The sequence below is a fragment of the Rhodanobacter aciditrophus genome (assembly GCF_050026795.1).
Lineage (GTDB): Bacteria > Pseudomonadota > Gammaproteobacteria > Xanthomonadales > Rhodanobacteraceae > Rhodanobacter_A.
On sequence record NZ_JALBWP010000011.1, the window covers coordinates 448,049 to 472,777 of the forward strand.

The 24,729-nt window shown below is 69.8% G+C and carries 23 protein-coding genes; 14 read left to right on the forward strand and 9 right to left on the reverse strand.

Annotated elements, in window-relative coordinates; all coding sequences use genetic code 11:
• Positions 1-138: 138 nt before the first annotated feature.
• The 4 genes from ACQGNW_RS10760 to ACQGNW_RS10775 are packed head-to-tail and all read left to right on the forward strand — an operon-like array spanning position 139 to position 3,744.
• On the forward strand, positions 139-744 hold the full coding sequence (locus ACQGNW_RS10760) for a TetR/AcrR family transcriptional regulator (protein WP_426663156.1): 606 nt from the start codon (positions 139-141) through the stop codon (positions 742-744).
• Positions 741-1,694 carry an HlyD family secretion protein gene (locus ACQGNW_RS10765; RefSeq protein WP_426663157.1) on the forward strand — a complete coding sequence of 318 codons (954 nt, stop codon included), beginning with the start codon at positions 741-743 and terminating at the stop codon, positions 1,692-1,694. Before ACQGNW_RS10760 ends, ACQGNW_RS10765 begins: the two co-directional genes overlap by 4 nt.
• A gap of 14 nt (positions 1,695-1,708) precedes the next feature.
• Entirely contained in the window at positions 1,709-2,638 is a 930-nt protein-coding gene (locus tag ACQGNW_RS10770) for an ABC transporter ATP-binding protein (RefSeq protein WP_426663646.1), read from the forward strand.
• Positions 2,635-3,744 (forward strand): ABC transporter permease, encoded by a 1,110-nt coding sequence (locus tag ACQGNW_RS10775; RefSeq protein WP_426663158.1) that lies wholly within the window; start codon positions 2,635-2,637, stop codon positions 3,742-3,744. The genes ACQGNW_RS10770 and ACQGNW_RS10775 overlap by 4 nt, the downstream gene beginning before the upstream one ends.
• Positions 3,745-3,798: 54 nt before the next feature.
• On the opposite strand, the gene miaB is transcribed toward ACQGNW_RS10775, so the two are convergent.
• Positions 3,799-5,145, reverse strand: coding sequence for a tRNA (N6-isopentenyl adenosine(37)-C2)-methylthiotransferase MiaB (miaB, locus tag ACQGNW_RS10780; protein WP_426663159.1), 1,347 nt, complete (start codon positions 5,143-5,145; stop codon positions 3,799-3,801).
• 147 nt (positions 5,146-5,292) lie between these two features.
• Between miaB and ACQGNW_RS10785 the strand changes: the two genes are divergently transcribed.
• Positions 5,293-6,465, forward strand: a complete 1,173-nt coding sequence (locus tag ACQGNW_RS10785; RefSeq protein ID WP_426663160.1) for a lytic transglycosylase domain-containing protein — start codon at positions 5,293-5,295, stop codon at positions 6,463-6,465.
• Position 6,466: 1 nt separating this feature from the next.
• On the opposite strand, the gene ACQGNW_RS10790 is transcribed toward ACQGNW_RS10785, so the two are convergent.
• A complete protein-coding gene (locus ACQGNW_RS10790) occupies positions 6,467-7,630 on the reverse strand; it encodes a S1C family serine protease (RefSeq protein ID WP_426663161.1) in 1,164 nt (387 codons plus the stop codon).
• Between the two features lie 189 nt (positions 7,631-7,819).
• On the opposite strand from ACQGNW_RS10790, the gene petA reads away from it, so the two are divergent.
• The 5 genes from petA (at position 7,820) to ACQGNW_RS10815 (ending at position 11,609) form a co-directional block, all read left to right on the forward strand.
• On the forward strand, positions 7,820-8,425 hold the full coding sequence (petA, locus tag ACQGNW_RS10795) for a ubiquinol-cytochrome c reductase iron-sulfur subunit (protein ID WP_426663162.1): 606 nt from the start codon (positions 7,820-7,822) through the stop codon (positions 8,423-8,425).
• Positions 8,425-9,726 (forward strand): cytochrome b, encoded by a 1,302-nt coding sequence (locus tag ACQGNW_RS10800; RefSeq protein WP_426663163.1) that lies wholly within the window; start codon positions 8,425-8,427, stop codon positions 9,724-9,726. Before petA ends, ACQGNW_RS10800 begins: the two co-directional genes overlap by 1 nt.
• Positions 9,727-9,739: 13 nt before the next feature.
• Complete coding sequence (locus ACQGNW_RS10805) at positions 9,740-10,468, forward strand: cytochrome c1 (RefSeq protein WP_426663164.1); 729 nt, start codon at positions 9,740-9,742, stop codon at positions 10,466-10,468.
• Between the two features lie 80 nt (positions 10,469-10,548).
• Positions 10,549-11,172, forward strand: a complete 624-nt coding sequence (locus tag ACQGNW_RS10810) for a glutathione S-transferase N-terminal domain-containing protein (RefSeq protein WP_426663165.1) — start codon at positions 10,549-10,551, stop codon at positions 11,170-11,172.
• Positions 11,172-11,609 carry a ClpXP protease specificity-enhancing factor gene (locus ACQGNW_RS10815; RefSeq protein WP_426663166.1) on the forward strand — a complete coding sequence of 146 codons (438 nt, stop codon included), beginning with the start codon at positions 11,172-11,174 and terminating at the stop codon, positions 11,607-11,609. The genes ACQGNW_RS10810 and ACQGNW_RS10815 overlap by 1 nt, the downstream gene beginning before the upstream one ends.
• Positions 11,610-11,634: 25 nt before the next feature.
• On the opposite strand, the gene ACQGNW_RS10820 is transcribed toward ACQGNW_RS10815, so the two are convergent.
• From ACQGNW_RS10820 to ACQGNW_RS10835, 4 genes are all read right to left on the reverse strand, one after another.
• Entirely contained in the window at positions 11,635-12,093 is a 459-nt protein-coding gene (locus ACQGNW_RS10820) for a DUF3301 domain-containing protein (RefSeq protein WP_426663167.1), read from the reverse strand.
• Between the two features lie 48 nt (positions 12,094-12,141).
• The gene (nadC, locus tag ACQGNW_RS10825; RefSeq protein WP_426663168.1) at positions 12,142-12,999 is read right to left on the reverse strand and encodes a carboxylating nicotinate-nucleotide diphosphorylase; all 858 of its coding nucleotides are present in this window, start codon (positions 12,997-12,999) and stop codon (positions 12,142-12,144) included.
• Positions 12,996-15,284, reverse strand: a complete 2,289-nt coding sequence (locus ACQGNW_RS10830; protein ID WP_426663169.1) for a DUF1631 domain-containing protein — start codon at positions 15,282-15,284, stop codon at positions 12,996-12,998. The genes nadC and ACQGNW_RS10830 overlap by 4 nt, the downstream gene beginning before the upstream one ends.
• 92 nt (positions 15,285-15,376) lie before the next feature.
• Positions 15,377-15,649, reverse strand: coding sequence for a Trm112 family protein (locus ACQGNW_RS10835; RefSeq protein ID WP_426663170.1), 273 nt, complete (start codon positions 15,647-15,649; stop codon positions 15,377-15,379).
• A 61-nt stretch (positions 15,650-15,710) separates the two neighbouring features.
• On the opposite strand from ACQGNW_RS10835, the gene purE reads away from it, so the two are divergent.
• Both purE and ACQGNW_RS10845 read left to right on the forward strand, forming a co-directional pair.
• On the forward strand, positions 15,711-16,214 hold the full coding sequence (purE, locus tag ACQGNW_RS10840) for a 5-(carboxyamino)imidazole ribonucleotide mutase (protein ID WP_426663171.1): 504 nt from the start codon (positions 15,711-15,713) through the stop codon (positions 16,212-16,214).
• Positions 16,211-17,368 carry a 5-(carboxyamino)imidazole ribonucleotide synthase gene (locus ACQGNW_RS10845; RefSeq protein ID WP_426663173.1) on the forward strand — a complete coding sequence of 386 codons (1,158 nt, stop codon included), beginning with the start codon at positions 16,211-16,213 and terminating at the stop codon, positions 17,366-17,368. The genes purE and ACQGNW_RS10845 overlap by 4 nt, the downstream gene beginning before the upstream one ends.
• A gap of 338 nt (positions 17,369-17,706) precedes the next feature.
• On the opposite strand, the gene tsf is transcribed toward ACQGNW_RS10845, so the two are convergent.
• Entirely contained in the window at positions 17,707-18,585 is an 879-nt protein-coding gene (gene tsf, locus ACQGNW_RS10850) for a translation elongation factor Ts (protein WP_426663174.1), read from the reverse strand.
• Between the two features lie 262 nt (positions 18,586-18,847).
• Entirely contained in the window at positions 18,848-19,717 is an 870-nt protein-coding gene (rpsB, locus tag ACQGNW_RS10855; protein WP_426663175.1) for a 30S ribosomal protein S2, read from the reverse strand.
• A gap of 300 nt (positions 19,718-20,017) precedes the next feature.
• On the opposite strand from rpsB, the gene map reads away from it, so the two are divergent.
• Entirely contained in the window at positions 20,018-20,782 is a 765-nt protein-coding gene (gene map / locus ACQGNW_RS10860) for a type I methionyl aminopeptidase (protein WP_426663176.1), read from the forward strand.
• Between the two features lie 135 nt (positions 20,783-20,917).
• A complete protein-coding gene (glnD, locus tag ACQGNW_RS10865) occupies positions 20,918-23,548 on the forward strand; it encodes a [protein-PII] uridylyltransferase (RefSeq protein ID WP_426663177.1) in 2,631 nt (876 codons plus the stop codon).
• A gap of 21 nt (positions 23,549-23,569) precedes the next feature.
• On the opposite strand, the gene ACQGNW_RS10870 is transcribed toward glnD, so the two are convergent.
• Positions 23,570-24,691, reverse strand: coding sequence for an HD-GYP domain-containing protein (locus ACQGNW_RS10870; RefSeq protein ID WP_426663178.1), 1,122 nt, complete (start codon positions 24,689-24,691; stop codon positions 23,570-23,572).
• Between the last annotated feature and the right edge of the window lie 38 nt (positions 24,692-24,729).

A 24,729-nucleotide genomic window follows, 5' to 3' on the forward strand; every position in this document is an offset into this window, starting at 1 on the left:
GGTTCGGGAAGGCGCGCCGGCGGCGGGGCTTGCAATTAAATTAACTAATGAATTAATTTAATCGCCATGCCTGTCCGATCGCCCACTTCCAGGATTCGCCCACGCCGGGCCGGTCGCCCGGCCGGCGACGGCAGCGATGTGCGCGGCCGCCTGCTCGACGTCGCCGCTGTCCAGTTCGCCGGTGCCGGCATCGCCGCCGCCTCGCTGCGCACCATTGCGCAGCAGGCCGGCGTGACCCCGGCGATGCTGCACTACTACTTCGGCAACAAGGACGCCCTGGTGCGCGCCCTGCTCGCCGAGCGCCTGATGCCGGCGGTGCTGCCGCTGCGCGAGGCGCTGGCCACCGTCGGCGAGACGCCGCTGGAGCTGGCGCAGGCGTTCGCCCATGGCATGGCCACGGTGGTCGCGAAGCTGCCGTGGCTGCCGGCGCTGTGGGTGCGCGAGGTGTTGTGCGAGGGCGGCGCGCTGCGCGAATTCGTGTCCCGCGAGGTGGTGCCGAACCTGCTGCAGGTGCTGGCACGACGCTTCGGGGCGGCGCACGAGGCCGGGCAACTCGCATCTGGCATCGATCCGCGGCTGATGGTGGTCTCGCTGGTCGGCCTGACCCTGTTCCCGGCCGCCGGCGCGCCGATCTGGCAGAAGGCTTTCGGCATGCCGGGGTTCGACATGCCGGCACTCGTATCCCATACCCTGGCGCTGCTGGCCCACGGCCTGGGGGCGCCCGGCAAGGAGATCTCCCCATGACCCGCTACCTGCTCGCGTTCGGTCTTGCCACCCTTGCCCTGGCTGGATGCCACCAGGGCACGGAGCAGGCGCCGGGCACACTCGAATACGACCGGATCACCCTGCCGGCGCCGGCCGCCGAGCGCATCGTGGCGGTGCACGTGCGGGCAGGCGAGCCGGTGAAGGCCGGACAACCGCTGCTCGATCTCGATACGGCGCACACGCAGGCCAGCCTGGATGCCGCTCGCGCCGAGGTGAAGCATCAACAGGAGGTGCTGGCCGAGAGCGTGGCCGGGCCGCGCCGGGAAGACATCGCCAGGGCGCGGGCAATGCTGGCCGCTGCGGAGGCGCAGGCGCGGAATGCGCAAAGCTACCTCGAGCGCCTGCAGCGGGTCGCGCAGCGTGACAAGGACGCCGTGGCAGCCTCGGACCTGGACCGTGCCCGCGCCAGCGCGCAGGACGCCCGTGGCCAGGCCGACGCTGCGCGCGCCGCGCTCGACCAACTGCTGCACGGCACGCGCATCGAGCAGCTGGCGCAGGCGCGGGCCGCGGTCGATGCGGCGCGGGCGCAGGCCGACGCCCTGCGCGTCACGCTGGACAAGCTGCACGTGGTGGCGCCGCGCAACGGCCGCATCGACGACGTGCCGTACCGCCTCGGCGACCAGGCTCCGGTGGGTGCGCCGCTGGCGATCGAACTGGTCGGCGATCGCCCCTACGCGCGGGTCTACGTGCCGGTGGCGATGCGCGCGCAGCTCAAGGTGGGCAGCGCGGTGCAGGTGCATGTGCAGGGCCGCGACCGGCCGCTGGCCGGCCACGTGCGCCTGCTGCACGACGAGCCGGTGTTCACGCCGTACTACGCGTTGAGCGGCGACGATGCCACGCGGCTGAGCTACCTCGCCGAAGTGGCGCTGGACCGGCCAGCGGATCTGCCTGCCGGACTGCCGGTGCACGTGACGGCGGTTCGGCCGTGAGCGAGGCGCCGGCCATCCACGTGCGCGGGCTGAGCAAGCGGTTCGGCCAGCTGCTTGCCGTCGACGGTGTCGACCTGGATGTGCCGCGCGGGTGCGTGTACGGCTTTCTGGGGCCGAACGGTTCGGGCAAGTCCACCACCATCCGCATGCTCTGCGGCCTGCTCACGCCGACCGGGGGCGAGATCGAGGTGCTGGGCCTGCGCGTGCCGCAGCAGGCCGAGGCGCTGCGCCGGCGGATCGGCTACATGACGCAGAACTTCTCGTTGTTCGCCGACCTCACGGTGGGCGAGAACCTGGAGTTCATCGCCGAGATCCTCGGCGTGCCGCGCGGGCGCAAGCGCGTGCGCATCGCCGAGCTGATGGAGCGCTACCGCCTCGCCGATCGCCGCCGGCAGCTTGCCGGCACCATGAGCGGCGGCCAGAAACAGCGCCTGGCGCTGGCCTGCGCGGTGATGCACGAGCCGGAGCTGCTGTTCCTCGACGAACCGACCAGCGCGGTCGATCCTGAATCCCGACGCGACTTCTGGGAAGCGCTGTTCGAGTTGACCGACGCCGGCACCACGCTGCTGGTGTCCACTCATCTGATGGACGAAGCCGAACGCTGCCACCGGCTGGCGATCCTCGACCGCGGCCGCCTCGTGGCCGACGGCACGCCGGGTACGCTGACCGGGGCGCTGGAGGGCCGCACCTGGCTGGTCGAATCGGACGATCCGCGTCGTGCCCAGCACACCCTGGCCGACGCGCCGGGCGTGCTCGGCGTCGCCCAGGTCGGCCATGCGCTGCGCCTGCTCGCCGAAGAGGGGCAGGGCGACGCCTTCGCTGCCGCGGTCGAGCAGCGGCTGCGCGAGGCCGGGCAGGCCGCACGGCTGCGCGTGGCGCCGCCCAACCTGGAGGATGTGTTCGTTGCCGCGACGCACACGGGCGAACGGGAGCATGCCGCATGAACCTGCGCCGCCTGTGGGCGATCATGCAGAAGGAAGTGCGCCAGCTGCGGCGTGACCGCATCACGCTGGCGATGATCATGGTGGTGCCGATCGTGCAGCTGGTGCTGTTCGGCTACGCGATCAACCTCAACCTGCGCGGGCTGGATGCGGCGATCGTCGACCAGGCGCAGACCAGTGCCTCGCGTGCGCTGGTGATGGACATGCTGGCCACGGACGTGATCCGCCCGGTGGCCACGGCGCGCACGCCGGACGAGGTGGTCGACCTGATCCGCCGCGGGCGGATCAACGTCGGCGTGGTGATCCCGCCCGACTTCGAGGCGCGCCGGCAGGAGGGTCGTCCGGTTGCCCAGGTGCTGGTCGACGGCAGCGACGCCACGGTGGCCGTCGCAGCCGCGCAGCTGGCGCAGACCCCGTTGGACAGCCGGCTGCCCGACGCGCACGCGCCTTACGCCAGCACGCCGCCCGTGCCGCGCATCGTGGTCACCTCCTTCTACAACCCGGAGCGGCGTTCGGCGATCAACATCGTGCCCGGCCTGGTAGGCGTGATCCTGACCATGACCATGGTGCTGTTCACCGCCATCGCCATTGTGCGCGAGCGCGAGCGCGGCAACATGGAGCTGCTGATCGCCATGCCGATCACCAGCAGCGAGCTGATGCTGGGCAAGGTGGTGCCGTACGTGCTGATCGGCCTGGTGCAGACCACGGTGATCCTGGCGCTGGGGCGCTGGCTGTTCGCCGTGCCGATCCGCGGCAGCCTGTTCGATGTCTATCTCGCCGCGCTGCTGCTGATCGCCAGCAACCTGACCCTGGGGTTGCTGATCTCGTCGCGGGCACAGTCGCAGTTCCAGGCCATGCAGATGACGTTCTTCGTCTTCCTGCCGTCGATCCTGCTGTCGGGTTTCATGTTCCCGTTCTCGGGCATGCCGAAGGTCGCGCAATGGATCGCCGAACTGTTGCCGCTGACCCATTTCCTCCGGCTGATCCGCGGCGTCATGCTGCGCAACGCCAGTCTGTCCGAGCTGTGGGGCGATGCGTTGGCGCTGCTGGCATTCACGGCGGTGATGATGGCTGGCGCGATCCTGCGCTTCCGCCGGCGGCTGGATTGAGCCATTCCGTTTTCGCCCCGGGGCGAAGGGGGCGGGGCGTGCGCAGGGGCGCCTCTACGGGGCGGCGGCGTCGGCCAGCGCGTGCACGCGCCCGCGCAGCGAGTTGGTCATCGCGTCGGTGATCAGCACGTCGACGAAGCGGCCGATCATGCGCGCATCGCCGGGGAAGTTCACGTAGCGCATGTTCTCGGTGCGGCCGGCGAGCTCGTTCGGGTTCTTCGTGCTCGGCTTTTCCACCAGCACGCGCTGCACGGTGCCGACCATCGCCTCGTTGACCCGCTTCGCGTTGGCGTTGATCGCGGCCTGCAGGTGCTCCAGCCGCCGGTGCTTCGTCGCCATCGGGGTGTCGTCGGCCAGGTTCGCCGCCGGCGTGCCCGGGCGGGCGGAGAAGATGAAGGAGAAGCTCTGGTCGAAGCCTACGTCCTCGATCAGCTTCATGGTCTTCTCGAAATCCTCGTCGGTCTCGCCGGGGAAGCCGACGATGAAGTCGGAGCTGATGCAGATGTCCGGGCGCACCGCGCGCAGCTTGCGGATCTTCTGCTTGAACTCCAGCACGGTGTAGCCGCGCTTCATCGCGGCGAGAATGCGGTCGGAGCCGGCCTGCACCGGCAGGTGCAGGAAGTTGGCGAGCTTGGGCACGCTGGCGTAGGCCTCGATCAGCGAGTCGGAGAACTCCAAGGGGTGCGAGGTGGTGAAGCGGATCCGGCCGATCGACTCGATCTGCGCGATGGCATGGATCAGGACGGCAAGGTCGGCGGTGCCGCCATCGTGGGTCGGCCCCTGATAGGCGTTGACGTTCTGGCCGAGCAGGGTGACCTCGCGCACGCCTTGTTCGGCCAACTGCGCCACTTCCACCAGCACGTCGTCGAAGGGACGGCTGATCTCGGTGCCGCGGGTGTACGGCACCACGCAGTAGCTGCAGTACTTGGAACAGCCTTCCATGATCGAGACGAAGGCGGTCGGGCCTTCGGCGCGCGGCTCGGGCAGCCTGTCGAACTTCTCGATCTCGGGGAAGGAGATGTCCACCTGCGGCTTGCCGGTCTCGCGCTTGGCCTCGATCAGCTCGGGCAGGCGGTGCAGCGTCTGCGGGCCGAACACCAGGTCCACGAACGGTGCGCGCTTGATGATCGCCTCGCCTTCTTGCGAAGCCACGCAGCCGCCGACGCCGATCAGTACGGGTTTGCCGCCCTGCTTGAACTCCTTCCAGCGGCCGAGCTGGCTGAACACCTTCTCCTGTGCCTTCTCGCGGATCGAGCAGGTGTTGATCAGGATGACGTCCGCCTCGGATTCGTCCAGGGTCAGCTCCAGGCCGTGCGAGGCCCTCAGCACGTCGGCCATCTTGGCCGAGTCGTACTCGTTCATCTGGCAGCCGTGGGTCTTGATGAAAAGCTTGCCGCTCATGGTGCTCGATACCGTGGTTGCACGAGGCGCCGCGCGGGTGGCGCCGAACCGCGCAGTTTACGCCGCCTGGCCGGGTGCCGCCAGCGAGCGGTCCTGCCGGATCAGGCACTTGGGGTGGCGCCCGAGGGACGCGGAGCACGAAACGGCATGCGTACCCTTGGCGGGCGAATCGCGCAGCGGCACACTGCGGCCATGTTCGACGCCGTGCGCCACTGGGGGAGTGCCGGCCGGCCCGTTGCAGGCTCCCCGCCACCCGGTACGATCCCGCGACGGATCGCGCTGGGCTGTGCCCTGCTCGCCGGCGCGCTGTGGTTGCCCGCGGCGCACGCCGGCAACCTCTATCGCTGCACCGGCGCCAGCGGCGAGGCGGTGTTCACCGGCAGTACGGCGGGCTACCGCGATTGCCGCAAGCTCGGCAGCTACGGTCCGCCGGCGCGGCGCGCGCCCAGGGCCTCGCTGGAGCGGGTACGAGGTGCGGTGGTGGGCACCAGGCCGCGGGCCGATGCCGCGGCGGCCTCGCTGGCGGCCGTGCGGGGTGGCGTGCTGAGCACCACGACACTGCCGGCAGCCGATCCGCTGCCGCCCGCCGCGGCGGCGCCTGCTCAAGCGGCCGGCGCGGTGGTGCCGGCGGCCTTGCGCGGGCACTGGACCTACCGCCAGTCGAGCGATGGCGCGGGCGCTCTGCCCGGCGGCCTGCCGGTCGCCACGGCGCCGGGCGACCGCGTCCTGCGCGGCGCGGTGTACCGCATCGTGCGCGCGGACGGCGGCGTGGAGTACACCAATATCCGCCCGGTGGGTCGCAACGCGCACGCTGCCACGATGCTGTTCAGCTACATCGCCACCTGTTTCGCCTGCAACCTGCATTCGACCATCCGCTGGGGCAGCGTGCCGCTGAACCTCACCGCCTATGCCGAGGCGATCCGCGCAGCCAGCGCGGAGTACGGCGTGGACGAGGCCTTCCTGCGCGCGATCATCCATGCCGAAAGCGCATTCAACCCGCGCGCGCTGTCGCTGAAGGGCGCGCAGGGACTGATGCAGCTGATGCCCGGCACTGCCAGCGAGATGGGCGTGCTCGACGCGTTCGACACCGGCCAGAACATCCGCGGCGGCGCGCGCTACCTCGCCCTGCTGCTGCGCGACTTCGGCGGCAACGAGCACCTGGCCGCCGCCGCCTACAACGCCGGTCCGGGCGCCGTGCAGCGATATGACGGGGTGCCGCCGTATGCGGAGACCGAGGTCTACGTGCAGCGCGTGGATACCCTGCGCAAGCGCTACGAGGCGGCGCTGCATCCGCCGCTGGCGTCGGCGCGGCCCGGTTGAATCACGGCTGGTCGCCGGCCGCGGCTTCCACGTTCATCGGCGGCCGTTCGGCCAGCGTGGCCGTGGTGTGGAATGGGCTGCCATTGCGCAGGCCGGAGAGCTCCACCGTGGTGCCGGGCTTGATCGCCGATTCGCGCCGGCGCAGGTCGGATGGATCACGGATGTTGTCGTTGCCGATGCGCAGCAGGATGTCGTGCGGCTGGATGCCGGCCAGCGCGGCTGGGCTGCCGGGGTACACGTCGGTGACCAGAGCGCCACGTGCCGCCGCGGGCAGGCCGCTGTCGGCGGCCACCGGCACGAAGGTGTAGTCCGCGCCCAACCAGCCGCGCACCACGTGGCCGGTGGCGACGATCTGGTCCAGCACGTTCTTGGCGGTGCCCACCGGGATCGCGAAACCGATGCCTTCGGCGTTGGCGTCCTTGCCGATCAGCAAGGTGTTGATGCCCACCAGCCTGCCCTCGGCGTTGACCAGCGCGCCGCCGGAGTTGCCGAAGTTGATCGCCGCGTCGGTCTGGATGAAGTCCTCGGCGCTGGAGCTGTTCAACTGGCGACCCACCGCGCTGACGATACCCATGGTCACGGTCTGGTTGAGGCCAAGCGGGTTGCCGATCGCCAGCACCACGTCGCCGGGGCGGGGCTTCTGTTCCGCGAGCCGGATCACCGGCAGGTTGCCGGCGTCGATCTTCAGCACGGCCAGGTCGGTTTCCTCGTCCGAGCCGACCACATGGGCCTTGGCCACGCGGCCGTCGTACAGCAGCACCTGGATGTCGAAGGCGTGCGAGATCACATGGTAGTTGGTGAGCACGTAGCCTTGCGCGCTGACGATCACGCCCGAACCCAGGGTCTTTTCGCGGCGTGCATAGGTGGTGAGGGTGCCGCCGAGCAGCTGCTGCAGGATCGGGTTGTCGTACATCTTGATCGCCCGCTCGTTGACGATCTTGTTGGCGTAGATGTTCACCACCGAGGGCGCCGCGTCGGCCACCGCGTCGGCGTAGGAGGCCGGTGCCGGGGCCGGCGTGCTGGCGGCTGGCGCACCGGGCAGCCCCAGCCTTGCGCGCAGGCGCTCGCCGCTGCCCGGCCAGAACAGGCCGATCACGAACGCCGCCGCCAGGCCGACGACGACACAGCGGGCGAGGAAGGCAAGCGTGCCGGCGGCATGTTTCATGTCGTGCTGCAATCCGTGACGGGCGGGCGGGCGGTGGGTTAGGCTGGCGACGGGCTGGTAGCGTCGATACGCCGCGGCCGCTTTATTGTACGGTGTGGGGGCTGACGCTAGACTAGCGCGATTTTCAGGGGTTCCAAATCATTGCTGGGGCGCGAGCCCTTCCTGACGCATCAAGTACCGGAGAGCCTGATGGCGAACGAAGTCGTCGATCATGGCCGCCGCCGGTTTCTCACGACGGCCACTGCAGTGGTCGGTGGTGTGGGAATCGTCTCGGCGGCCGTGCCCTTCATCAAGTCGTGGGAACCCAGCGCGCGAGCCAAGGCCGCCGGAGCTCCGGTCACCCAATCCCTCAAGAAGATCGAGCCCGGCCAGCAGCTGATCGTCGGCTGGCGCAGCCTGCCGGTGTTCATCGTCAACCGCACGCCGGCGCAGCTGGCCGCGCTGCCGAAGCAGGACCCGCGCCTCGTCGACCCGAAGTCCGACGGCACGTCCGCTACCCAGCAGCCGAAGTACGCGCAGAACGAGACGCGCTCGATCAAGCCCGAGTGGCTGGTGATGGTCGGCATCTGCACCCACCTGGGCTGCGTGCCGAACTACGTGGGCGAGATGAAGCCCGAGCCGTTCGACCCGAACTGGCAGGGCGGCTACTACTGCCCCTGCCACCACTCGCGCTACGACATGGCCGGCCGCGTGTACCAGGGCGTGCCTGCGCCGAAGAACATGGAGATCCCGCCGTACCACTTCATCGACGACACGACCGTGCAGATCGGCGTGGATCCGCAGGGGGCCGCGTGATGGCGAACGTATTCTCGAGCATCGGCGACTGGGTCAACGAGCGCGCTCCGGGCCTCGCGCCCGTGTACCGCAAACACATGACCGAGTACTACGCGCCGAAGAATTTCAACCTCTGGTACTACTTCGGCTCGCTGGCGATGCTGGTGCTTGTCAACCAGATCGTCACCGGCATCTTCCTCACGATGAACTACAACCCGAGCGCGGCCGGCGCCTTCGACTCGGTGCAGTACATCATGCGCGACGTGGAGTGGGGCTGGCTGATCCGCTACATGCATTCCACCGGCGCATCGCTGTTCTTCGTGGTGGTGTTCCTGCACATGTTCCGCGGCATGATGTACGGCTCGTACAAGAAGCCGCGCGAACTGGTCTGGCTGCTCGGCATGCTGATCTTCCTGGTGCTGATGGCGGAGGCCTTCATGGGCTACGTGCTGCCGTGGGGCAACATGTCGTTCTGGGGCGCCAAGGTGATCGTGTCGCTGTTCGGCACCATCCCGGTGATCGGCAAGGACCTGGTCGAATGGATCATGGGCGACTTCCTGCCCGCCGACGCCACGCTGAACCGCTTCTTCGCGTTGCACGTGATCGCGCTGCCGCTGGTGCTGTTGCTGCTGGTGGTGCTGCACCTGGCCGCCCTGCACGAGGTGGGCTCGAACAACCCCGACGGCGTGGACGTCAAGCACGGTCCCAAAGGCAACCGCTGGAGCCCGACCGCGCCGGTCGACGGCATCCCGTTCCACCCGTACTACACGGTGAAGGACCTGTTCGGGGTTGGCTTCTTCCTGATCGTGGCGGCCTTCATCATCTTCTTCGCGCCGACCTTCGGTGGCTGGTTCCTCGAGCACGACAACTCGATCGCCGCGAACAATCTGGTCACCCCGGCGGAGATCAAGCCGGTGTGGTACTTCACCCCGTTCTACGCGATCGTGCGCATGATTCCGTCGTTCGCCGGCACCGCGGTGTGGGGCGTGCTGGCGATGTTCGGTGCGATCGCGGTGCTGTTCCTGCTGCCGTGGTTCGACCGCGGCAAGGTGAAGTCGATCCGCTATCGCGGCACCGGCTACAAGGTGGCGCTGGCGCTGTTCGTGGTCGCGTTCTTCGGCCTCGGTTCGGTGGGCGCGGGCATCACCGCGGAAGTGATCCCGGCCTGGTTCGGCAACGTCGACCTCACTGTCTGGGAAAACGCATTCGGCCGCACGATGACGCTGATCTACTTCGGCTTCTTCGCGTTCCTGTGGGCCTATACCTATTTCGGCTGGGAGAAGACCAAGCCGGTTCCGGATCGGGTGACGATGCATGACTAAGCCGACGCTCTTGATGAAACGGATCCTTCCCGCGGTCGCGCTGACCCTGGGTCTGCTGCTCGCCGGCCAGCCGGCAGTACGGGCCGAGGGCAGCGGGTTGATGGCATCGGGCTCCAGCGTGCGCGACCAGGCCTCGCTGCAGCGCGGCGCCAAGCTGTTCTTCAACTACTGCGTGGGCTGCCACTCGCTGAAGTACATGCGCTACTCGCGCATCGCCGACGACCTCGGGCTCACCGAGCAGCAGGTGATGCAGAACCTCGACTTCACCGGTGCCAAGTTCGACGATCCGGTGATCTCGCACATGCCGGCGGAGGACGCGGCGAAGTGGTTCGGCAAGGCGCCGCCGGACCTGTCGCTGGAAGTGAGCGCGAAGACCCCCGACTGGGTCTACACCTACCTCAACACTTTCTATCTCGATCCGAAGAGCCCGATCGGCTGGAACAACACCACGTTGCCGAACGCGGCGATGCCGTTCCCGCTGTGGGAGCTGCAGGGCCAGCAGACCGCGGTGACCAAGCCCGGCACCGACGAGGTGGAGAAGCTGGAACTGTCCCGCCCCGGCAAGCTGACTCCGGCGCAGTACCAGCAGGCGACACGTGATCTGGTGAACTTCCTGGAGTACGTTTCGGAGCCGGCGGCCCTGCAGCGTCACCATTACGGCGTATGGGTGGTGCTGTTCCTCGCGCTGTTCACCCTGCTGGCCTACTTTCTCAAGAAGGAATACTGGAAAGACGTGCACTGATTCTTCCGGGAGAAGCACCCAGCGGACGCGGCGCACCTTCGGGGCGCCGCTCCGTGCAACCGCAACAGGGAATACCGCGCATGGTTCCAAGCGCCCGCTCGCGTACCGCACTCACCCTCTACACCACGGCCGATGACATCCAGTGTCACCGCGCCCGTCTGGTGCTGGCCGCCAAGGGCGTCAGCTACGAGCGGGTACTGGTGGACCCGAGCAAGCCGCCGGAGGACCTGCTCGACCTCAACCCGTACGGCACCACGCCCACCCTGGTCGATCGCGACCTCACCCTGTACGACGCCAGCGTGGTGTGCGAGTACCTCGACGAGCGCTACCCGCATCCGCCGCTGATGCCCATCGATCCACTCTCCCGCGCGCGTTTGCGCGTGGCGGCGGTTCGCATCGAGAAGGACTGGCTGACCGAGGTCGACACCATCCGCGCCGGCGGCCGCTCCGCCGAGCCGGCGCGCAAGCGCCTGCGGGCCCACCTGCTGGCCGCGCTGCCGCTGTTCAAGGCGGCGAAGTTCTTCCTCAACCCCGAGATGAGCCTGGCCGATTGCCTGGTGGCGCCGGTGGTTTGGCGGCTGCCCTGGCTGGGCGTGGATCTCGGCCGCGAGGGCAAGCCGATCGTCGACTACGGCGAGCGCCTGTTCCACAGCCAGGGTTTTGCGCGCAGCATGACCGAGCAAGAGAAGGCCATGCGACCCTGATGAGCGAAACAACGCAACCGATGACCTCCAACCGTCCGTACCTGCTGCGGGCGATCTACGACTGGATCAGCGACAACGGCCTCACCCCGTACATGCTGATCGACGCCACCGCCGAGGGCGTGCGTGTGCCGCCGCAGGTGGTGAAGAACGGCCAGGTGGTGCTGAACATCGCGATGCGCGCGGTGGCGAACCTGGAGCTGGGCAACGACTGGATCGGTTTCTCCGCGCGCTTCTCCGGCGTGAGCCACGTCGTGCGCATTCCGGTGGGCGCGGTGCTGGCGTTGTACGCCCAGGAAAACGGACAGGGCATGATGTTCCCGGCCGAGGAGGAAGGCGGTGACACCCCGCCGCCCGCGCCGGCGCCCGACGAGCCGTCGTCCGGCGGCGGCGACGACAAGCCCAAGCGCGGCGCGCCGCATCTGCGGGTGATCAAGTAGGCCGCCGTCGGCCGCGAACGGGCTCCTAGTGCAGGCTGTCGCCGCCGGAATGCCGGCGCGGCCGCAGCGGCACCATGTTGCCGCCGGAAGCGGGTCCGCCCGGTTGGTTGGTGGCCGGTTCCACCGACCTGGCGGAGGCCGGCGTTGCGGCCGTTGCCACGGGCGCCGGCGGAGTGAGCACCACCGTGGGCAGCCGCAGCTCGCTCAGCGTGTCGCCCAGCATCCACAGCGAGCCTTGCTCGCGGTCCGCCCCGTCGATGCTCACCTCGAAACCGTAGCAGCGTTCCAGCCGGCGCCGGCCGGCCACGTGGCGCAGGCGCAGCGCGCGCAGGCCCACGGTTTCGTCCAGCAGCTGCAGGCCATGGCGTTCGCATTGCTGCCGCGCCTCGGCGGCCGCGCGCTCGCGCGCCGCGCTCAGCTTCAGCCACAGCCCGGTCACCGCGACCAGCGCCAGCAGTACCAGGAGGTCGTCGACGTTGCCCATGCCCGCAGTGTGTGGGCGGGCAGGGCGGTGCGCAAGACGCGTTCCGGACTACCCGACCCGCAGGCGCAGCGAGAGATCCACCGCGTGGACGTGCTTGGTCAGCGCGCCCACCGAGACGTAGTCGACGCCGGTGCGCGCGTATTCGCCGATGGTGGAGAGGTCGACGTTGCCGGACACCTCCAGCGGCACGCGGCCGGCGGTGAGCTGCACGGCCTCGCGCATCAGCGGCGCGGTGAAATTGTCGAGCATGATGCGGTCCACGCCGGCGGCAATGGCCTGCTGCAGCTCGTCGAGGTTCTCCACCTCGACTTCCAGCAGCAGGTCGGGGTGCAGGCGGCGTGCCGCCGCCGCCGCCGGCGCGATGCCGCCGGCAGCGATGATGTGGTTTTCCTTGACCAGGATCGCGTCGTACAGGCCAATGCGGTGGTTGTGGCCGCCGCCGCAGCGCACCGCGTACTTCTGCGCCAGGCGCAGGCCAGGCACGGTCTTGCGGGTGTCGAGCACGCGCGTGCCGGTGCCGGCCACGGCGGCCACATGGCTTGCGGTGGCGGTGGCGGTGCCGGACAGCAACTGCAGGAAGTTCAATGCCGAGCGTTCGGCGCTCACCAGCGAGCGGGCGTGGCCGGACAGCCGGCAGATCACCGTGCCGGGCGCGACGCGTTCGCCGTCGCGCGTCTGCCAGTCGATGCGCACGGCCGGATCCATACGCCGGAAGCAGGCGTCGAACCAGGGCGCACCGGCGATCACCGCGTCGTCGCGGCAGGTGAGCACGGCTTCGGCCACGGCGGCGTCCGGCAGCAGTTCGGCGGTGGCGTCGCCTTTGCCGAGATCCTCGGCGAAGGCGCGTTCCACGTCGGCAGCGATCAGTTCGGGAGGCGGCGGGTCGAACGGGAGCTTGGCATTCATTCGTCGTCGGTGTTCGGGTCCGGGGTGCCTGGCTGGCGCAGGCGGCTGACGATGGCGCTCATCGCGCGGTCGAACAGCGCATTGGTGGCCAGTACCTGGGCGTGGCCGCCGGCCAGCAGCACGGCCAGCTCCTGCGGCGCGTAATCGGCCACCTTCAGGCCGCGCCGGTTGACGAACAGGTAGCGGCCGCTCATCGGGCTGATCCACGACAGCTTGGCGCGCACCATCGGCTCGTCGGGCAGCTGGAACTCCAGCCACACGCCTGGCTGCAGCGCCTCCACCTGCTGCCACTCGGGGCTGTCGGTGGCGACCGGTACGCTCTCCTCCGGCAACTCGTCCGCCGCCTCCGCCTGTTCGACGATGGGCTGGATGCTTTCCGGTATCGCGGCGATGACATTGGCGGCGTCGGCCTCGGCGTCGGCGGCCGGTGCGGCGTCCCGCACGGGCTCGCCCAGCTGCTGGCGGTACCAGTCGCGCAGCTGCGCCAGCAGGCGCTCGATGTCCTGCGGCTGGAAGGCCACGTTGGCCAGGCCCTGGCGCAGCGCGCGCTCGATGCCGGGCAGCAGCTGGCGCAGCTGCTGGCGTGCGGTGGCGTCCTGCGCCGGCCGCGTGCTGGCGATGAAATCGTCGACGAAGCGCAGCCCGTCGCGGAACTCGGCCGATTCCTCGCCCTGGCGCAGCAGCACCAGCACCAGATGATTGGCCCAGGCGCGCGCCAGGACCTCGTGCACCAGCGGCGGCAACTTGCGGCCGTCGATGCGATCGACGATCTCGCGGGCGGCGCGGCGGCGCGCCTGCTCCAGCTTCTCGCGGCCGCGGGTGGACTCGGCCACGCGCTGCTCGGCCAGTTCGGAGCGGCGCCGGTTGAGCTCGTGGAACTGCTGCAGGTCGAGCAGCAGGCGCTCGAAGATGCCGAGGTCGTCGTCGAATTCGTGCAGCAGCTGGTCGACGATGCTCTTGACCTTGTCGTGCAGGCGGCCGTCGCGGTCCGATTCCGGCGACCAGCCCTTGGCCTGCTCCGCCAGCGCGTCGAGCAGGCGGCGCGCGGGGTGCTGGCGATGGGCGAACATCTTGCGGTCGAGGATCGCCGCCTTGAGGTAGGGGATCTGCAGCCGCGCCAGCATCACCTGCATCTCGGCCGGCAGGGTCTGGTCCTCGAGGATGAACTCGAACAGCATGCCGACCAGGTCGATGGTGTCCTCGTCGATGCTGGCGACATGGCTGGGGCGGGCGCCGCGCAGCGCGCCGAGTTGCCCCAGCAGCTGTTCCTTCAGTTGCGCCACGGCCTCGCGGTCGAAGCTGCCGGCGCCGCTTACCAGCGACGGCGCTGGCATGCTGCCAGCCGCCAGCTGGGTCTGCAGCACGCTGAGCGCGCCCAGCAGCTCGCTGACGGAAGGCGGCGGTCCGCCGGCATCGCCGACCTGTCCGGCCAGCGGGGAGGCATCGCCGCCGCGGCGCGCGACGAACAGGCCGTGCAGGGTCTGCAGCAGCTCGGCCGCAGCGGGATCGGCGGCCTCGTCCATGCCCGTGCCAGCCATCGCGGCCCCGGCGGGTGCCGCCTGTGCACTGCCGCGGGGCGCGCCGGCGCCGCGTGGCGCCACCGGGCGCAGCTGCGGCAGCACACCGGCCCGGGCCAGTTCGGCATTGGCTTCGGCGTACAGGTCTTCCAGCGTGGAAAGCACGTAGCGGTCGAACAGCTTGTAGATGAGGAGCTTCACGCGCATGTCCGCGCCCAGCTCCTTCAGCGCCTGGCGGAACGCCTGCGACAGCGCCGCCGGGGCGATCGGATTGCCGCCGTCGTCGATCTTGCGGCCGCCGCAGATCACGGAGAGGCGCTGGTTGATCGCGAACAGGTCGCGCGCCAGCCGGCTCTCGTGCTTGCTGCTCATGCTGGTGATCGCCAGCGATTCCTCCAGCTCGGCATCGGCCACCAGTGACAGCTCGGCCATGGTCGGTGCCGAGGCGTTCGGCGCGGCGCGACTGGCCAGGCCACCCAGTTCACGGTTGACCGCGGTGAGGAACTGTCGCTCGATCGCCGGGCGGCGCTTGCGCACCTCGCGCATGCCGTCGAAGTAGTGTGTCTGGGTGGCGTTGTTCTCGGCCTTCTCGGCGAGGTCGAACAGCGCGTCGTCCACGTGCTCGAACAGGTTGCCCAGGCACTGCTGCAGCCGCTTGCCGGCGATGCCGCGCACCGCGTTGAGCAGCTCGCCCACACGCTCGCCCGCGGTGGCGTCGAGGCGCGGTGCAAGGGGCACGATCTTGGGCGGTTCGAAGGCTTCGTTCATGGCCACACCGGAAGGTTGTCGTTGGCGCTGCGGCGTCCTGCGGATGAATTGTCGGTCCGTCGACGGGAGGTCAGTGCGTGGGGGACGCGGCTTCAGGGGGCGTGCGGGAAATCGTTCAGCTGGGTAGTGCCGATGCCTTCCTCGGGCAGCATCACCGGGATGCCGTCGTCGACACGATAGATCAGCTTGTGGTCGATGGTAATCAGGCCTTCGTCGAGGCGCCCGCGGACCGGGGTGCCGGCCGTCGTGGCCACGCCGCCGGCGGCGATGGCGCCGTTCAGCGCGTCCAGTTCGGCGCGGCCGAGCGGACGCACCGGCGTCTTGCTCACCGGGCAGCACAGGATGTCGAGCAGGCGCTTGTCCATGGGGCGAAATCGTTGCGGATCCGGAAAGCCCGTACAATAACCACTTTTGGACGGCCGGGCCATGACAGCAACGACGGAAACGCCGCGGGTGGGCGTGGTGATGGGATCGCGTTCGGACTGGGAAACCATGGAGCACGCCTCCGGGGTGCTGACCGAGCTGGGCGTGGCGCACGAGGTGCAGGTGGTGTCTGCCCACCGCACACCGGACCTGCTGTTCCGTTATGCCGAGCAGGCGGCCGGGCGCGGCATCCAGGTGATCGTGGCCGGCGCCGGCGGCGCGGCCCATCTGCCGGGCATGCTGGCGGCCAAGACCCGGTTGCCGGTGTTCGGCGTGCCGGTGCAGTCCAAGGCCCTGAACGGCATGGATTCCCTGCTGTCGATCGCGCAGATGCCGGCCGGCGTCCCGGTGGGCACCCTGGCGATCGGCCGCGCCGGCGCGGTGAATGCGGGGCTGCTCGCGGCGGCGGTGCTGGCGCTGCACGATTCCCGCCTGGCGCAGGCGCTGGAGCACTGGCGCGCCAAACAGACCCAGGCCGTGCTCGACCAGCCGGACCCCCGCGCATGAGCGCGTCCCGCCAACCCGTGCTCGGCATCCTGGGCGGCGGCCAGCTGGCGCGCATGCTGGCGCTGGCGGCTGCGCCGCTGGGCGTGAACACCCTGGTGGTGGACAGCGCCGCCGATGCCTGCGCCGGCCAGGTCGCCCCGCTGGTCAAGGCCGACTGGACCGACTACGCCGCGCTGGAAGACTTCGCGCGCAGGGTCGACGTGGTCACCTTCGATTTCGAGAATGTGCCGGCCGAGACGGCGCGCTGGCTGGCCGAGCGGGCGGCGGTGTTCCCGAACCCGCGTGCGCTGGCGGTGGCGCAGGACCGGCTGGCCGAGAAGACCCTGTTCCGCGACTGCGGGCTGGCCACGCCCGAGTTCATGGCGGTGGACACCCGCGCCGACCTCGACCGCGCGCTGGCCGCGGTGGGTGCGCCGGCGATCCTCAAGACGCGCCGGCTGGGTTACGACGGCAAGGGCCAGTTCCGCCTGAAGACGACTGCGGATGCCGACGCGGCCTGGGCGGAACTGGGCGCGCAGGCCGCGAGGCACGGGCTGATCCTCGAAGCCTTCGTGCCGTTCCAGCGCGAGCTGTCGGTGCTGGCCGTGCGTGGCCGCGACGGCGACTTCCGCACCTGGCCGCTGACCCGCAACTGGCACGTGGACGGCGTGCTGTCGATGAGCCTGGCGCCGGCGCCGGATATCGCCGCGCTGCAGCCGCGCGCCACCGCGCTGGCGCGCACGCTGGCCGAGCGCCTGGATTACGTGGGCGTGTTCGCGCTGGAGCTGTTCGTGAAGGACGGCGAGCTGCTCGGCAACGAGATGGCGCCGCGCGTGCACAACTCAGGCCATTGGACGATCGAGGGTGCGCACACCAGCCAGTTCGAGAACCACGTGCGCGCCGTGCTCGGCCTGCCGCTCGGCGATACCGGTGCGCGCGGGCTGTCGGCGATGTTCAACTGGATCGGCGAGCTGCCCGATCCGGCGCCCGTGCTGCGCGGCGTCGACGCGCACTGGCACGACTACGGCAAGTCGGCGCGCGCCGGCCGCAAGGTGGGGCATGCCACGGTCCGTGCGCAAGATGCCACGCAACTGGCGCAGCGGCTGGCGGCGATCGGTCGCGAGCTGGGCCGCGAGGCGCAGGTGGCGCCCACGCTGGAAGCGCTGCGGGGGTGATGCGCCCACGGATGGGTCCACGTCCAGCAGGCCTACGACCTGCTGGACGGAGCATGGCTCGCTTGGCGAGCCATGCGAGCCTGAAAAGGGCAGGAGCCCTTTTCAGGCATCAGGCAAGGCGCTCCGGCTTTCGCTCTCGATGCAGAAGACATGAAAAAGCCGCGGATATCCGCGGCTTTTTCATGTCGGAGTGGGTGGTCGCCAAGAGCGGAAGAGCACCGTGTCTGATGGTCAAAAAGGGGCTCCTGCCCTTTTTTTGACTCGCCGGATTCGCAAGGCGAATCCGGCTCCGCTTCGCGTGCGCCCATCCGTGGGCGCAGGGCTTGCGGGGGAGGTGCTTAGACCTGCATCGCCTTGGCGACTTCGGCCAGGTAGTCTTCCTGCACCTTCTCGATGCCTTCGCCCACGGCCAGGCGCGCCACCGAGGCCACGTCGGCGCCTTCCTTCTTCAGCGCTTCGCCGACGGTGACGTTGGTGTCCAGCACGTAGGGCTGGCCGACCAGGGTGACTTCGGAGACGATCTTGTTGATCTTGCCCGAGACGATCTTCTCGAGGATGTCGGCCGGCTTGTTCTTCTCCTTGTCCGACATCGCGGCCAGCGCGATTTCCTTTTCCTTGGCGATGAAGTCGGCGGGGACGTCCTCGGCCTTCACGTAGGGCGGGTTCATCGCCGCCACGTGCATCGCGATGCCCTTGGCCAGCTCCTCGGAGCCGCCCTTGAGCGCCACCAGCACACCGATGCGGCCGCCGTGGATGTAGCTGCCGATGGTGCCGTCGGTCTCGACGCGCGCCATGCGGCGCACTTCGATCTTCTCGCCGATGGTGGCGACCAGCGCCTTGGCGCCTTCCTCGACACTGGCGGCGCCCGGATAGGCGGCAGCCTTCAGCGAGTCGATGTCGGCGGCGCCGGACTTCAGCGCGATCTCGGCAACGGCGTCGCTGAACTTCACGAAGTCGGGGTTCTTGGTGACGAAGTCGGTCTCGCAGTTGACCTCGACCAGCACGGCCTTGCCGCCGGCCTGGGCGGCGACGATGCGGCCTTCGGCAGCCACGCGGCCGGCCTTCTTGTCGGCCTTGGCGAGACCGGACTTGCGCAGCCACTCCATCGCGACCTCGATGTCGCCGTTGTTCTCGACCAACGCCTTCTTGCACTCCATCATGCCGGCGCCGGAACGCTCGCGCAGTTCCTTGACGAGTTGGGCGGAGATATTGCTCATCGGTATTCCTCGAATGCTCGGGGCGTCGTGGCGGGGCACGCCACGACGCCGGGATGGGCTTCGGAGTCTGGGTGGCAGAAGCCGTTCGGGTTGCAGAGCCCGCCCTGCGGTACGTATTTCCGCCGCTTCTTGGCCCATGGAACCACCATGGGCCGGCGAACCGGCGAAAATCTGCCCTCACAGTGCGAGCTTTTCGCCTCGAACGTTTCTGCCGCCCAGACTCCTTGTCGCTGCGGCGGCGGTTGTCCGCCACCGCATCGGCTTACTTGGCGTCGCGCGGAGCGCGGCCCTCGCGGCCGCCCTCGCGGCGCGGGGCGCCGGCGCCCTTGCGCGGGGCGGCATCGCGGCGCGGCGCGGCCTTGCGCTCGCTGCGCTCCGCCTTGGCGACCGGGTTGCCTTCCTCGTCCAGTTCGACGAACTCGTCGGCGTCGCCCTGGGCGGCAGTCGGCGCGGCAGCCTTGCCCTCCAGGATCGAGTCGGCGGCGGCGCGGGCGTACAGCTGGATCGCGCGGATCGCGTCGTCGTTGCCGGGAATCGCGTAGTCCACCAGCTGCGGGTTGTAGTTGGTGTCGACCACCGCCACCACCGGGATGCCCAGCTTGCGGGCTTCCTGCACGGCGATGTCCTCGTGGCCGATGTCGATCACGAACAGCGCGTCGGGCAGGCGGTTCATGTCCTTGATGCCGCCCAGCGAGTTCTGCAGCTTCTCGCGCTCGCGGCGCAGCGCCAGCACCTCGTGCTTGACCAGCTTGTCGAAGCTGCCGTCGGTCTCGGCGGCCTCCAGCTCCTTGAGGCGGGCCACCGACTGCTTCACGGTGCGGAAGTTCGTGAGCATGCCGCCCAGCCAGCGCGCGGTGACGAACGGCATCCCGGCGCGCGAGGCTTCCTCGGCCAGCGCCTCGCGGGCGGAGCGCTTGGTGCCCACGAACAGGATGGTGCCGCGCTTCTGCGCCAGGCCCGACAGGAAGTTCATCGCGTCGGTGAACAGCGGCAGGGTCTTCTCGAGGTTGATGATGTGGATCTTGCCGCGGGCGCCGAAGATGTACGGCGCCATCTTCGGATTCCAGTAACGGGTCTGGTGGCCGAAATGCACGCCGGCTTCGAGCATTTCGCGCATGGTGACTTGAGCCATGGTGTAACTCCTTAAGCGTTGGGCCTTTTGGGTGTGGCCCGGGGGGTTGGGACCTCCACGCATCCCCGGCTTCGACCGCGGCAGCGAACTGCGCGCGGCACCCCGAAGACGGTGCCGATGCGTGTGTGGCGTTGGTTTGGGCTTGTACCGCGGCGCGGTTACAATCCCGTTCCGTTTTGCGCTGCGGCGGCGTGGATTGCACCGGGTGCAGCCTGCAAAACCGTGCAATTGTAGCCGGTGCGCCGGCGATGCGGCAAGTCGCTGGAATTGCAGCGTTTGTGCCGCCATATAGGCGAGATCATGGCCATTACCCTGAAATCCCCCCAGGACCTCGAAGGCATGCGCCTGGCCGGCCGGCTGGCCGCCGAGGTGCTTGCCATGCTCAAGGAATACGTCAAGCCCGGCGTCACCACCGAGGAGCTGGACCGCCGGGCCTACGAGCACATCGTCAACATGCAGAAGGCGGTGCCTGCCAACGTGGGCTACCATGGCTTTCCCAAGACGCTGTGCACCTCGGTCAACCACGTGATCTGCCATGGCATCCCCAGCCCGGGCAAGGTGCTGAAGGACGGCGACATCGTCAACCTCGACGTGACCGTCATCAAGGGTGGCTGGCATGGCGACACCAGCCGCATGTACTTCGTGGGCACGCCCTCGGTGCTGGCCAGGCGGCTGGTCGACACCACGCACGAGGCGATGATGCGCGGCATCCAGGCAGTGAAGCCCGGCGCCACGCTGGGCGACGTGGGCCACGCGATCCAGCAGCATGCCGAGGCCGCCGGTTTCAGCGTGGTGCGCGAGTACTGCGGCCATGGCATCGGCAAGGTCTACCACGACGAGCCCCAGGTGCTGCACTACGGCAAGCCCGGTACCGGCGTGGAGCTGAAGGAAGGCATGACGTTCACCGTCGAGCCGATGATCAACGCCGGCAAGCCGCACACCAAGCAGCTGCCCGACGGCTGGACCGTGGTCACCAAGGACCACTCGCTCTCCGCGCAGTGGGAACACACCATCGCGGTCACCGCCGACGGTTTCGAGATCCTCACGCCCTGGCCGGATGCGTAGAGGCGCATCCCGTGTGCGATGGAGCCTATGCGCCGATCAGGGCGGAAGGCAATCGCACACGCGGTGCGACCATGCAGGAAAGGCCGGGTGGCGTGGCAGACTGACGTCCCTCTCTCGCCGCACCGGTTTCCGCCCATGAGCGCCGTGCTCCCACTCCTGCCGCGCCTGCCCCCGGCCGTGCCGCGCTCGGGCGTGTCGACCGAGGCGCGGCGCGCATTGCGGCAGCTGCTCGGCGACGTGGACCGTGCACTGGCCACCGCGTTCCGCGACGGCGCCGATGCCAGCGCGCTGGCGCGGCGGCGTGGCGAGGTGGTGGCGCGCATCGTGGCGCACGTGTGGACGGCCTGCCTGGGCGAGGTGACCGGTGCGGCGCTGTTCGCGGTGGGCGGCTTCGGCCGCGGCCTGCTGTTTCCGCATTCGGACGTGGACCTGCTGGTGCTGGCCGAACAGCCCGAGCCGGCGCGCCTGCGTGCGCTGGAGCAATGTTTCGCCACGCTGTGGGACATGGGCCTCAAGGTGGGGCATGCGGTGCGCGCGCCGGCGCAGTGCCGTGCGCTGGCCGCCGCGGACGCCAGTGTGTTCACCAGCCTGCTCGATGCGCGCCGGCTGGTGGGCGACCCGGCCATGGATGCGAAGCTGCGCGCCATCGTGGACGACCCGGCGCTGTGGCCGCCGCGCGAGTACCTCGCCGCGCGGCTGGCCGAGCGCGATGCGCGCCACGCGCGGCACAACGACACCGCGAGCAACCTCGAACCCAACCTCAAGGACGGCCCCGGCGGGCTGCGCACGCTCGACTCGCTGCGCTGGCTGGGACGACGGCTGGCGCATGCCGGCGGCTTCGAGGCGATGCAGGACGCCGGCCTGCTCGACCCGGCCGAGCGCGCCAGCCTGTGCGAGGCCGAAGCGACGTTGCGCCGCTACCGTTACGCGCTGCACCTGGAGGCGGGGCGGCCGGAAGAGCGCCTGCTGTTCGACTACCAGCGTGCGCTGGCCGTGCGGTTGGGTTTCGAGGACGAGCACGAGAAGAATCTCGGCGTCGAGCAATTCATGCAGGGCTACTACCGCGCGGCCAGCCAGGTGGAGCGGCTGGGCGTGCAGATCGCCGAGCGTTTCGTCGAGCTGCTGGAGCCGCCCGGCGAGGCGAAGCCGGTGGGCGAGGACTTCGTGCGCCACGGCACGCGGCTGTCGGCGCGCGATCCCGAACTGTTCGCGCGGCGGCCGGCCGCGCTGGTAGAGGCGTTCATCGCGCGGCTCGACGAGCGGGGCCTGGTCGGCTTTTCCGCCGACACCATGCGCCGCATCCACCAGGCCACCGCCCTGCACGACGGCAAGCTGGCTGACGATCCCGCCGTGCTGGCCGCCTTCCTGCGCCTGCTGCGGCGTGGCGCGCCCGCGGTGGATGCACTGTGGCGGATGAACCGGCACGGCCTGCTGGCCGCGATCCTGCCGGCGTTCGGCCAGGTGTTCGGACGCATGCAGTACGACCTGTTCCACGTCTATACCGTGGACGAGCACACGCTGCGCGTGCTGCGCCAGATGGCGCGTTTCGCCGACCCCGAGGCGCGCAGCGAATTCCCGGTCGCCTGCGACGTCTGGTCCAGTCTCGGCCAGCCGGAGCTGATGCTGCTGGCCGGCCTGTTCCACGACATCGCCAAGGGCCGCGGCGGCGACCACTCGGTGCTGGGCGAGGGCGACGCGCGCGCGTTCTGCGCGAAGCTGGGCCTGCCTGCGGCCGACGGCGAGCGCGTGGCCTGGCTGGTGCGCTGGCACCTGCTGATGAGCACCACCGCGCAGCGGCAGGACATCACCGATCCCGACGTGGTGCGGCACTTCGCCGATGCGGTGGGCGACCGCGAACGGCTCGGAAGGCTCTACCTGCTCACCGTGGCCGACATCATCGGCACCAGCCCGAAGCTGTGGAACGGCTGGAAGGACCGCCTGCTGGCCGACCTGTACACGGCCACCCGCCAGACACTGCGCAGCGACACGCGGCCCGGCCACGATGCCGCGGCGCGCATCGACGCCTGCCGCGCGCAGGCGCTGATCCTGCTGCAGGACGAGGGCATCGCCGCGGAAGCGGCCGAGCGGGCGTGGGCCACGTTTCCGACCTCCAGCTTCCTGCGCCATCGCCCCGAGCAGATCGCCTGGCAGACCGCGGCGATCGTGCGCGCGAACGGCGCGTGGCCGCTGGTCGCCGTGCATCCGCTGTCGGTGCGCGGCAGCACCGAGCTGTTCGTCTGCACGCCCGACCGCGACGGCCTGTTCGCCAGCGTCACCGCGATGCTGGACCGGCTGCACTTCTCGGTGGTGGAGGCGCGTGTCCTCGGTTCCAGCGCCGGCATGGCGATGGACACGTTCCTGTTGCTGGAGGCGGACGGCCAGCAGCCGGCCAGCGCGGACCGCGCGGAGGAATTGCGCCAGCGGATGCAGCGCGCACTGGCGCAGGGCGGGCAGATCCTGCCGCCGCGGCGCAGCATGTCGCGCCAGCTGAAGCACTTCCAGATGCCGCCGCGCATCGACTTCCGCCAGGTCGACGGGCGCACCCGCATGGCGCTGGTGTGCAGCGACCGTCCCGGCCTGCTGGCCGCGGTGGCGCAGGTACTGGTGGCCTGCGAGGTGCGCGTGCACGACGCGCGCATCGCCACCTTTGGCGAGCGGGTGGAGGACTTCTTCCAGCTCAGCGACCGCGGCGACGCGCCGCTCGACGAGGCCCGCCAGGAACGGTTGCGCCAGTCGCTGCTGGCGCGGCTGGGGCCGGGTGCCTAGCGATGCCTGCCGCCGACGCGATCAGTCCGCCGCATCGGCGCCCCACAGCGCCTCCATGCCGATCCGGAAGCCCAGCGCCGGCAGGTCCACCACCTCGGCGATGGCGTGCGCCTCGACATCGCCGCGCCGCCGGATCGGCGAGCCGAGGCGCAGGCCGTCGTGCGTGGTGAGCGAAGCCACCACCGGCTGGTGGCCGGTGGGCCGGCGCTGGATGACCACCGCGAGCGAACCGTTGCGCAGGCGCACGCCAGTGCCCGGCGGGTAGACGCCCAGCGTCTTGATGAACACGCGCGCGAGGCTTCCGTCCAGCATGGCCCCCTCGTTGAGGAACAGCCAGCGCAGCGCCTGCGTCGGTTGCAGCGGCGGCCGGTAGTCGCGGCCGGCGACACGCGCGCAGTACACGTCCGCGAGGGCCAGCAGGCGTGCCGGTCGGCCGATCTCCGGCCCGCGCTTGCCGCCGGGATAGCCGCCGCCGTCGCTGCGCTCGTGGTGGTCGCGCACGGCGTCCAGCCAGCCGGCGTCGGCGACGCCGAACTCGCGCAGGCGCGCCACGCCGAGCTGGCAGTGCGCGCGCACCGCCGCATGCTGCGCGTCGGACAGCGGGCCTTCGCAGGCGAGCAGCCGGTCGTGCAGCTCGAACATGCCGATGTTCATCGTCAGCGCGGCGGCGACGGTCGCCGCCAGCTCGCCTTCGTCGAGCGCCAGGGCCGTGCCGGTGAGCTGGCAGGCGATCGCGGCGTTCACCGCGTGGCGGCTGCTGTAGGGACCCTCGGTGCGCAGCAGGATGCTGGCCAGCGCCACGTCGGGATTGATCCGGCAGGCTTCGCGTACCTGCGCGGCGACGTCCATCACCGCGCGGGGGAAATCCGCCGGCGCCGGGCCGGCGAGCATGGCCTGCAGGCGACGGCGTGCGTCCAGCAGGCGCGCCAGCGGCGACAGATCCACCGACGGCGGCGGCAGGGGGCCGCGGCATTCCTCCTCGGAACCATAGAACAGGCCGTGCTGCAGCAGCATCGCGCGTTGCGCCTCGCTGCCGATCACCTGGCCCACGCACAGCAGCAGATTGCCCCGCCCGTCGTAGGCGTTGAAGCGCATGGGCAGGCCCACGGTCAGTTCGGTCGTGTCGATCGGACGCCGCGGCACGGCTCCCCCTTTCGTTCAGGCGCGATGTCACCCGGACC

Excerpts from the sequence above, each read along its gene's own strand:
- glnD (WP_426663177.1), top strand. The coding sequence starts at position 20,918 with ATGAGCGCCGTGCTCCCACTCCTGCCGCGCCTGCCCCCGGCCGTGCCG.
- petA (WP_426663162.1), top strand. The coding sequence starts at position 7,820 with ATGGCGAACGAAGTCGTCGATCATGGCCGCCGCCGGTTTCTCACGACG.
- nadC (WP_426663168.1), bottom strand. The coding sequence starts at position 12,999 with ATGAATGCCAAGCTCCCGTTCGACCCGCCGCCTCCCGAACTGATCGCT.
- tsf (WP_426663174.1), bottom strand. The coding sequence starts at position 18,585 with ATGAGCAATATCTCCGCCCAACTCGTCAAGGAACTGCGCGAGCGTTCC.
- ACQGNW_RS10785 (WP_426663160.1), top strand. The coding sequence starts at position 5,293 with ATGCGTACCCTTGGCGGGCGAATCGCGCAGCGGCACACTGCGGCCATG.
- miaB (WP_426663159.1), bottom strand. The coding sequence starts at position 5,145 with ATGAGCGGCAAGCTTTTCATCAAGACCCACGGCTGCCAGATGAACGAG.
- ACQGNW_RS10800 (WP_426663163.1), top strand. The coding sequence starts at position 8,425 with ATGGCGAACGTATTCTCGAGCATCGGCGACTGGGTCAACGAGCGCGCT.
- ACQGNW_RS10765 (WP_426663157.1), top strand. The coding sequence starts at position 741 with ATGACCCGCTACCTGCTCGCGTTCGGTCTTGCCACCCTTGCCCTGGCT.
- purE (WP_426663171.1), top strand. The coding sequence starts at position 15,711 with ATGACAGCAACGACGGAAACGCCGCGGGTGGGCGTGGTGATGGGATCG.
- ACQGNW_RS10790 (WP_426663161.1), bottom strand. The coding sequence starts at position 7,630 with ATGAAACATGCCGCCGGCACGCTTGCCTTCCTCGCCCGCTGTGTCGTC.
- ACQGNW_RS10830 (WP_426663169.1), bottom strand. The coding sequence starts at position 15,284 with ATGAACGAAGCCTTCGAACCGCCCAAGATCGTGCCCCTTGCACCGCGC.
- ACQGNW_RS10805 (WP_426663164.1), top strand. The coding sequence starts at position 9,740 with ATGAAACGGATCCTTCCCGCGGTCGCGCTGACCCTGGGTCTGCTGCTC.
- ACQGNW_RS10810 (WP_426663165.1), top strand. The coding sequence starts at position 10,549 with ATGGTTCCAAGCGCCCGCTCGCGTACCGCACTCACCCTCTACACCACG.
- ACQGNW_RS10815 (WP_426663166.1), top strand. The coding sequence starts at position 11,172 with ATGAGCGAAACAACGCAACCGATGACCTCCAACCGTCCGTACCTGCTG.
- ACQGNW_RS10835 (WP_426663170.1), bottom strand. The coding sequence starts at position 15,649 with ATGGACAAGCGCCTGCTCGACATCCTGTGCTGCCCGGTGAGCAAGACG.
- ACQGNW_RS10820 (WP_426663167.1), bottom strand. The coding sequence starts at position 12,093 with ATGGGCAACGTCGACGACCTCCTGGTACTGCTGGCGCTGGTCGCGGTG.
- ACQGNW_RS10775 (WP_426663158.1), top strand. The coding sequence starts at position 2,635 with ATGAACCTGCGCCGCCTGTGGGCGATCATGCAGAAGGAAGTGCGCCAG.
- ACQGNW_RS10845 (WP_426663173.1), top strand. The coding sequence starts at position 16,211 with ATGAGCGCGTCCCGCCAACCCGTGCTCGGCATCCTGGGCGGCGGCCAG.
- rpsB (WP_426663175.1), bottom strand. The coding sequence starts at position 19,717 with ATGGCTCAAGTCACCATGCGCGAAATGCTCGAAGCCGGCGTGCATTTC.
- map (WP_426663176.1), top strand. The coding sequence starts at position 20,018 with ATGGCCATTACCCTGAAATCCCCCCAGGACCTCGAAGGCATGCGCCTG.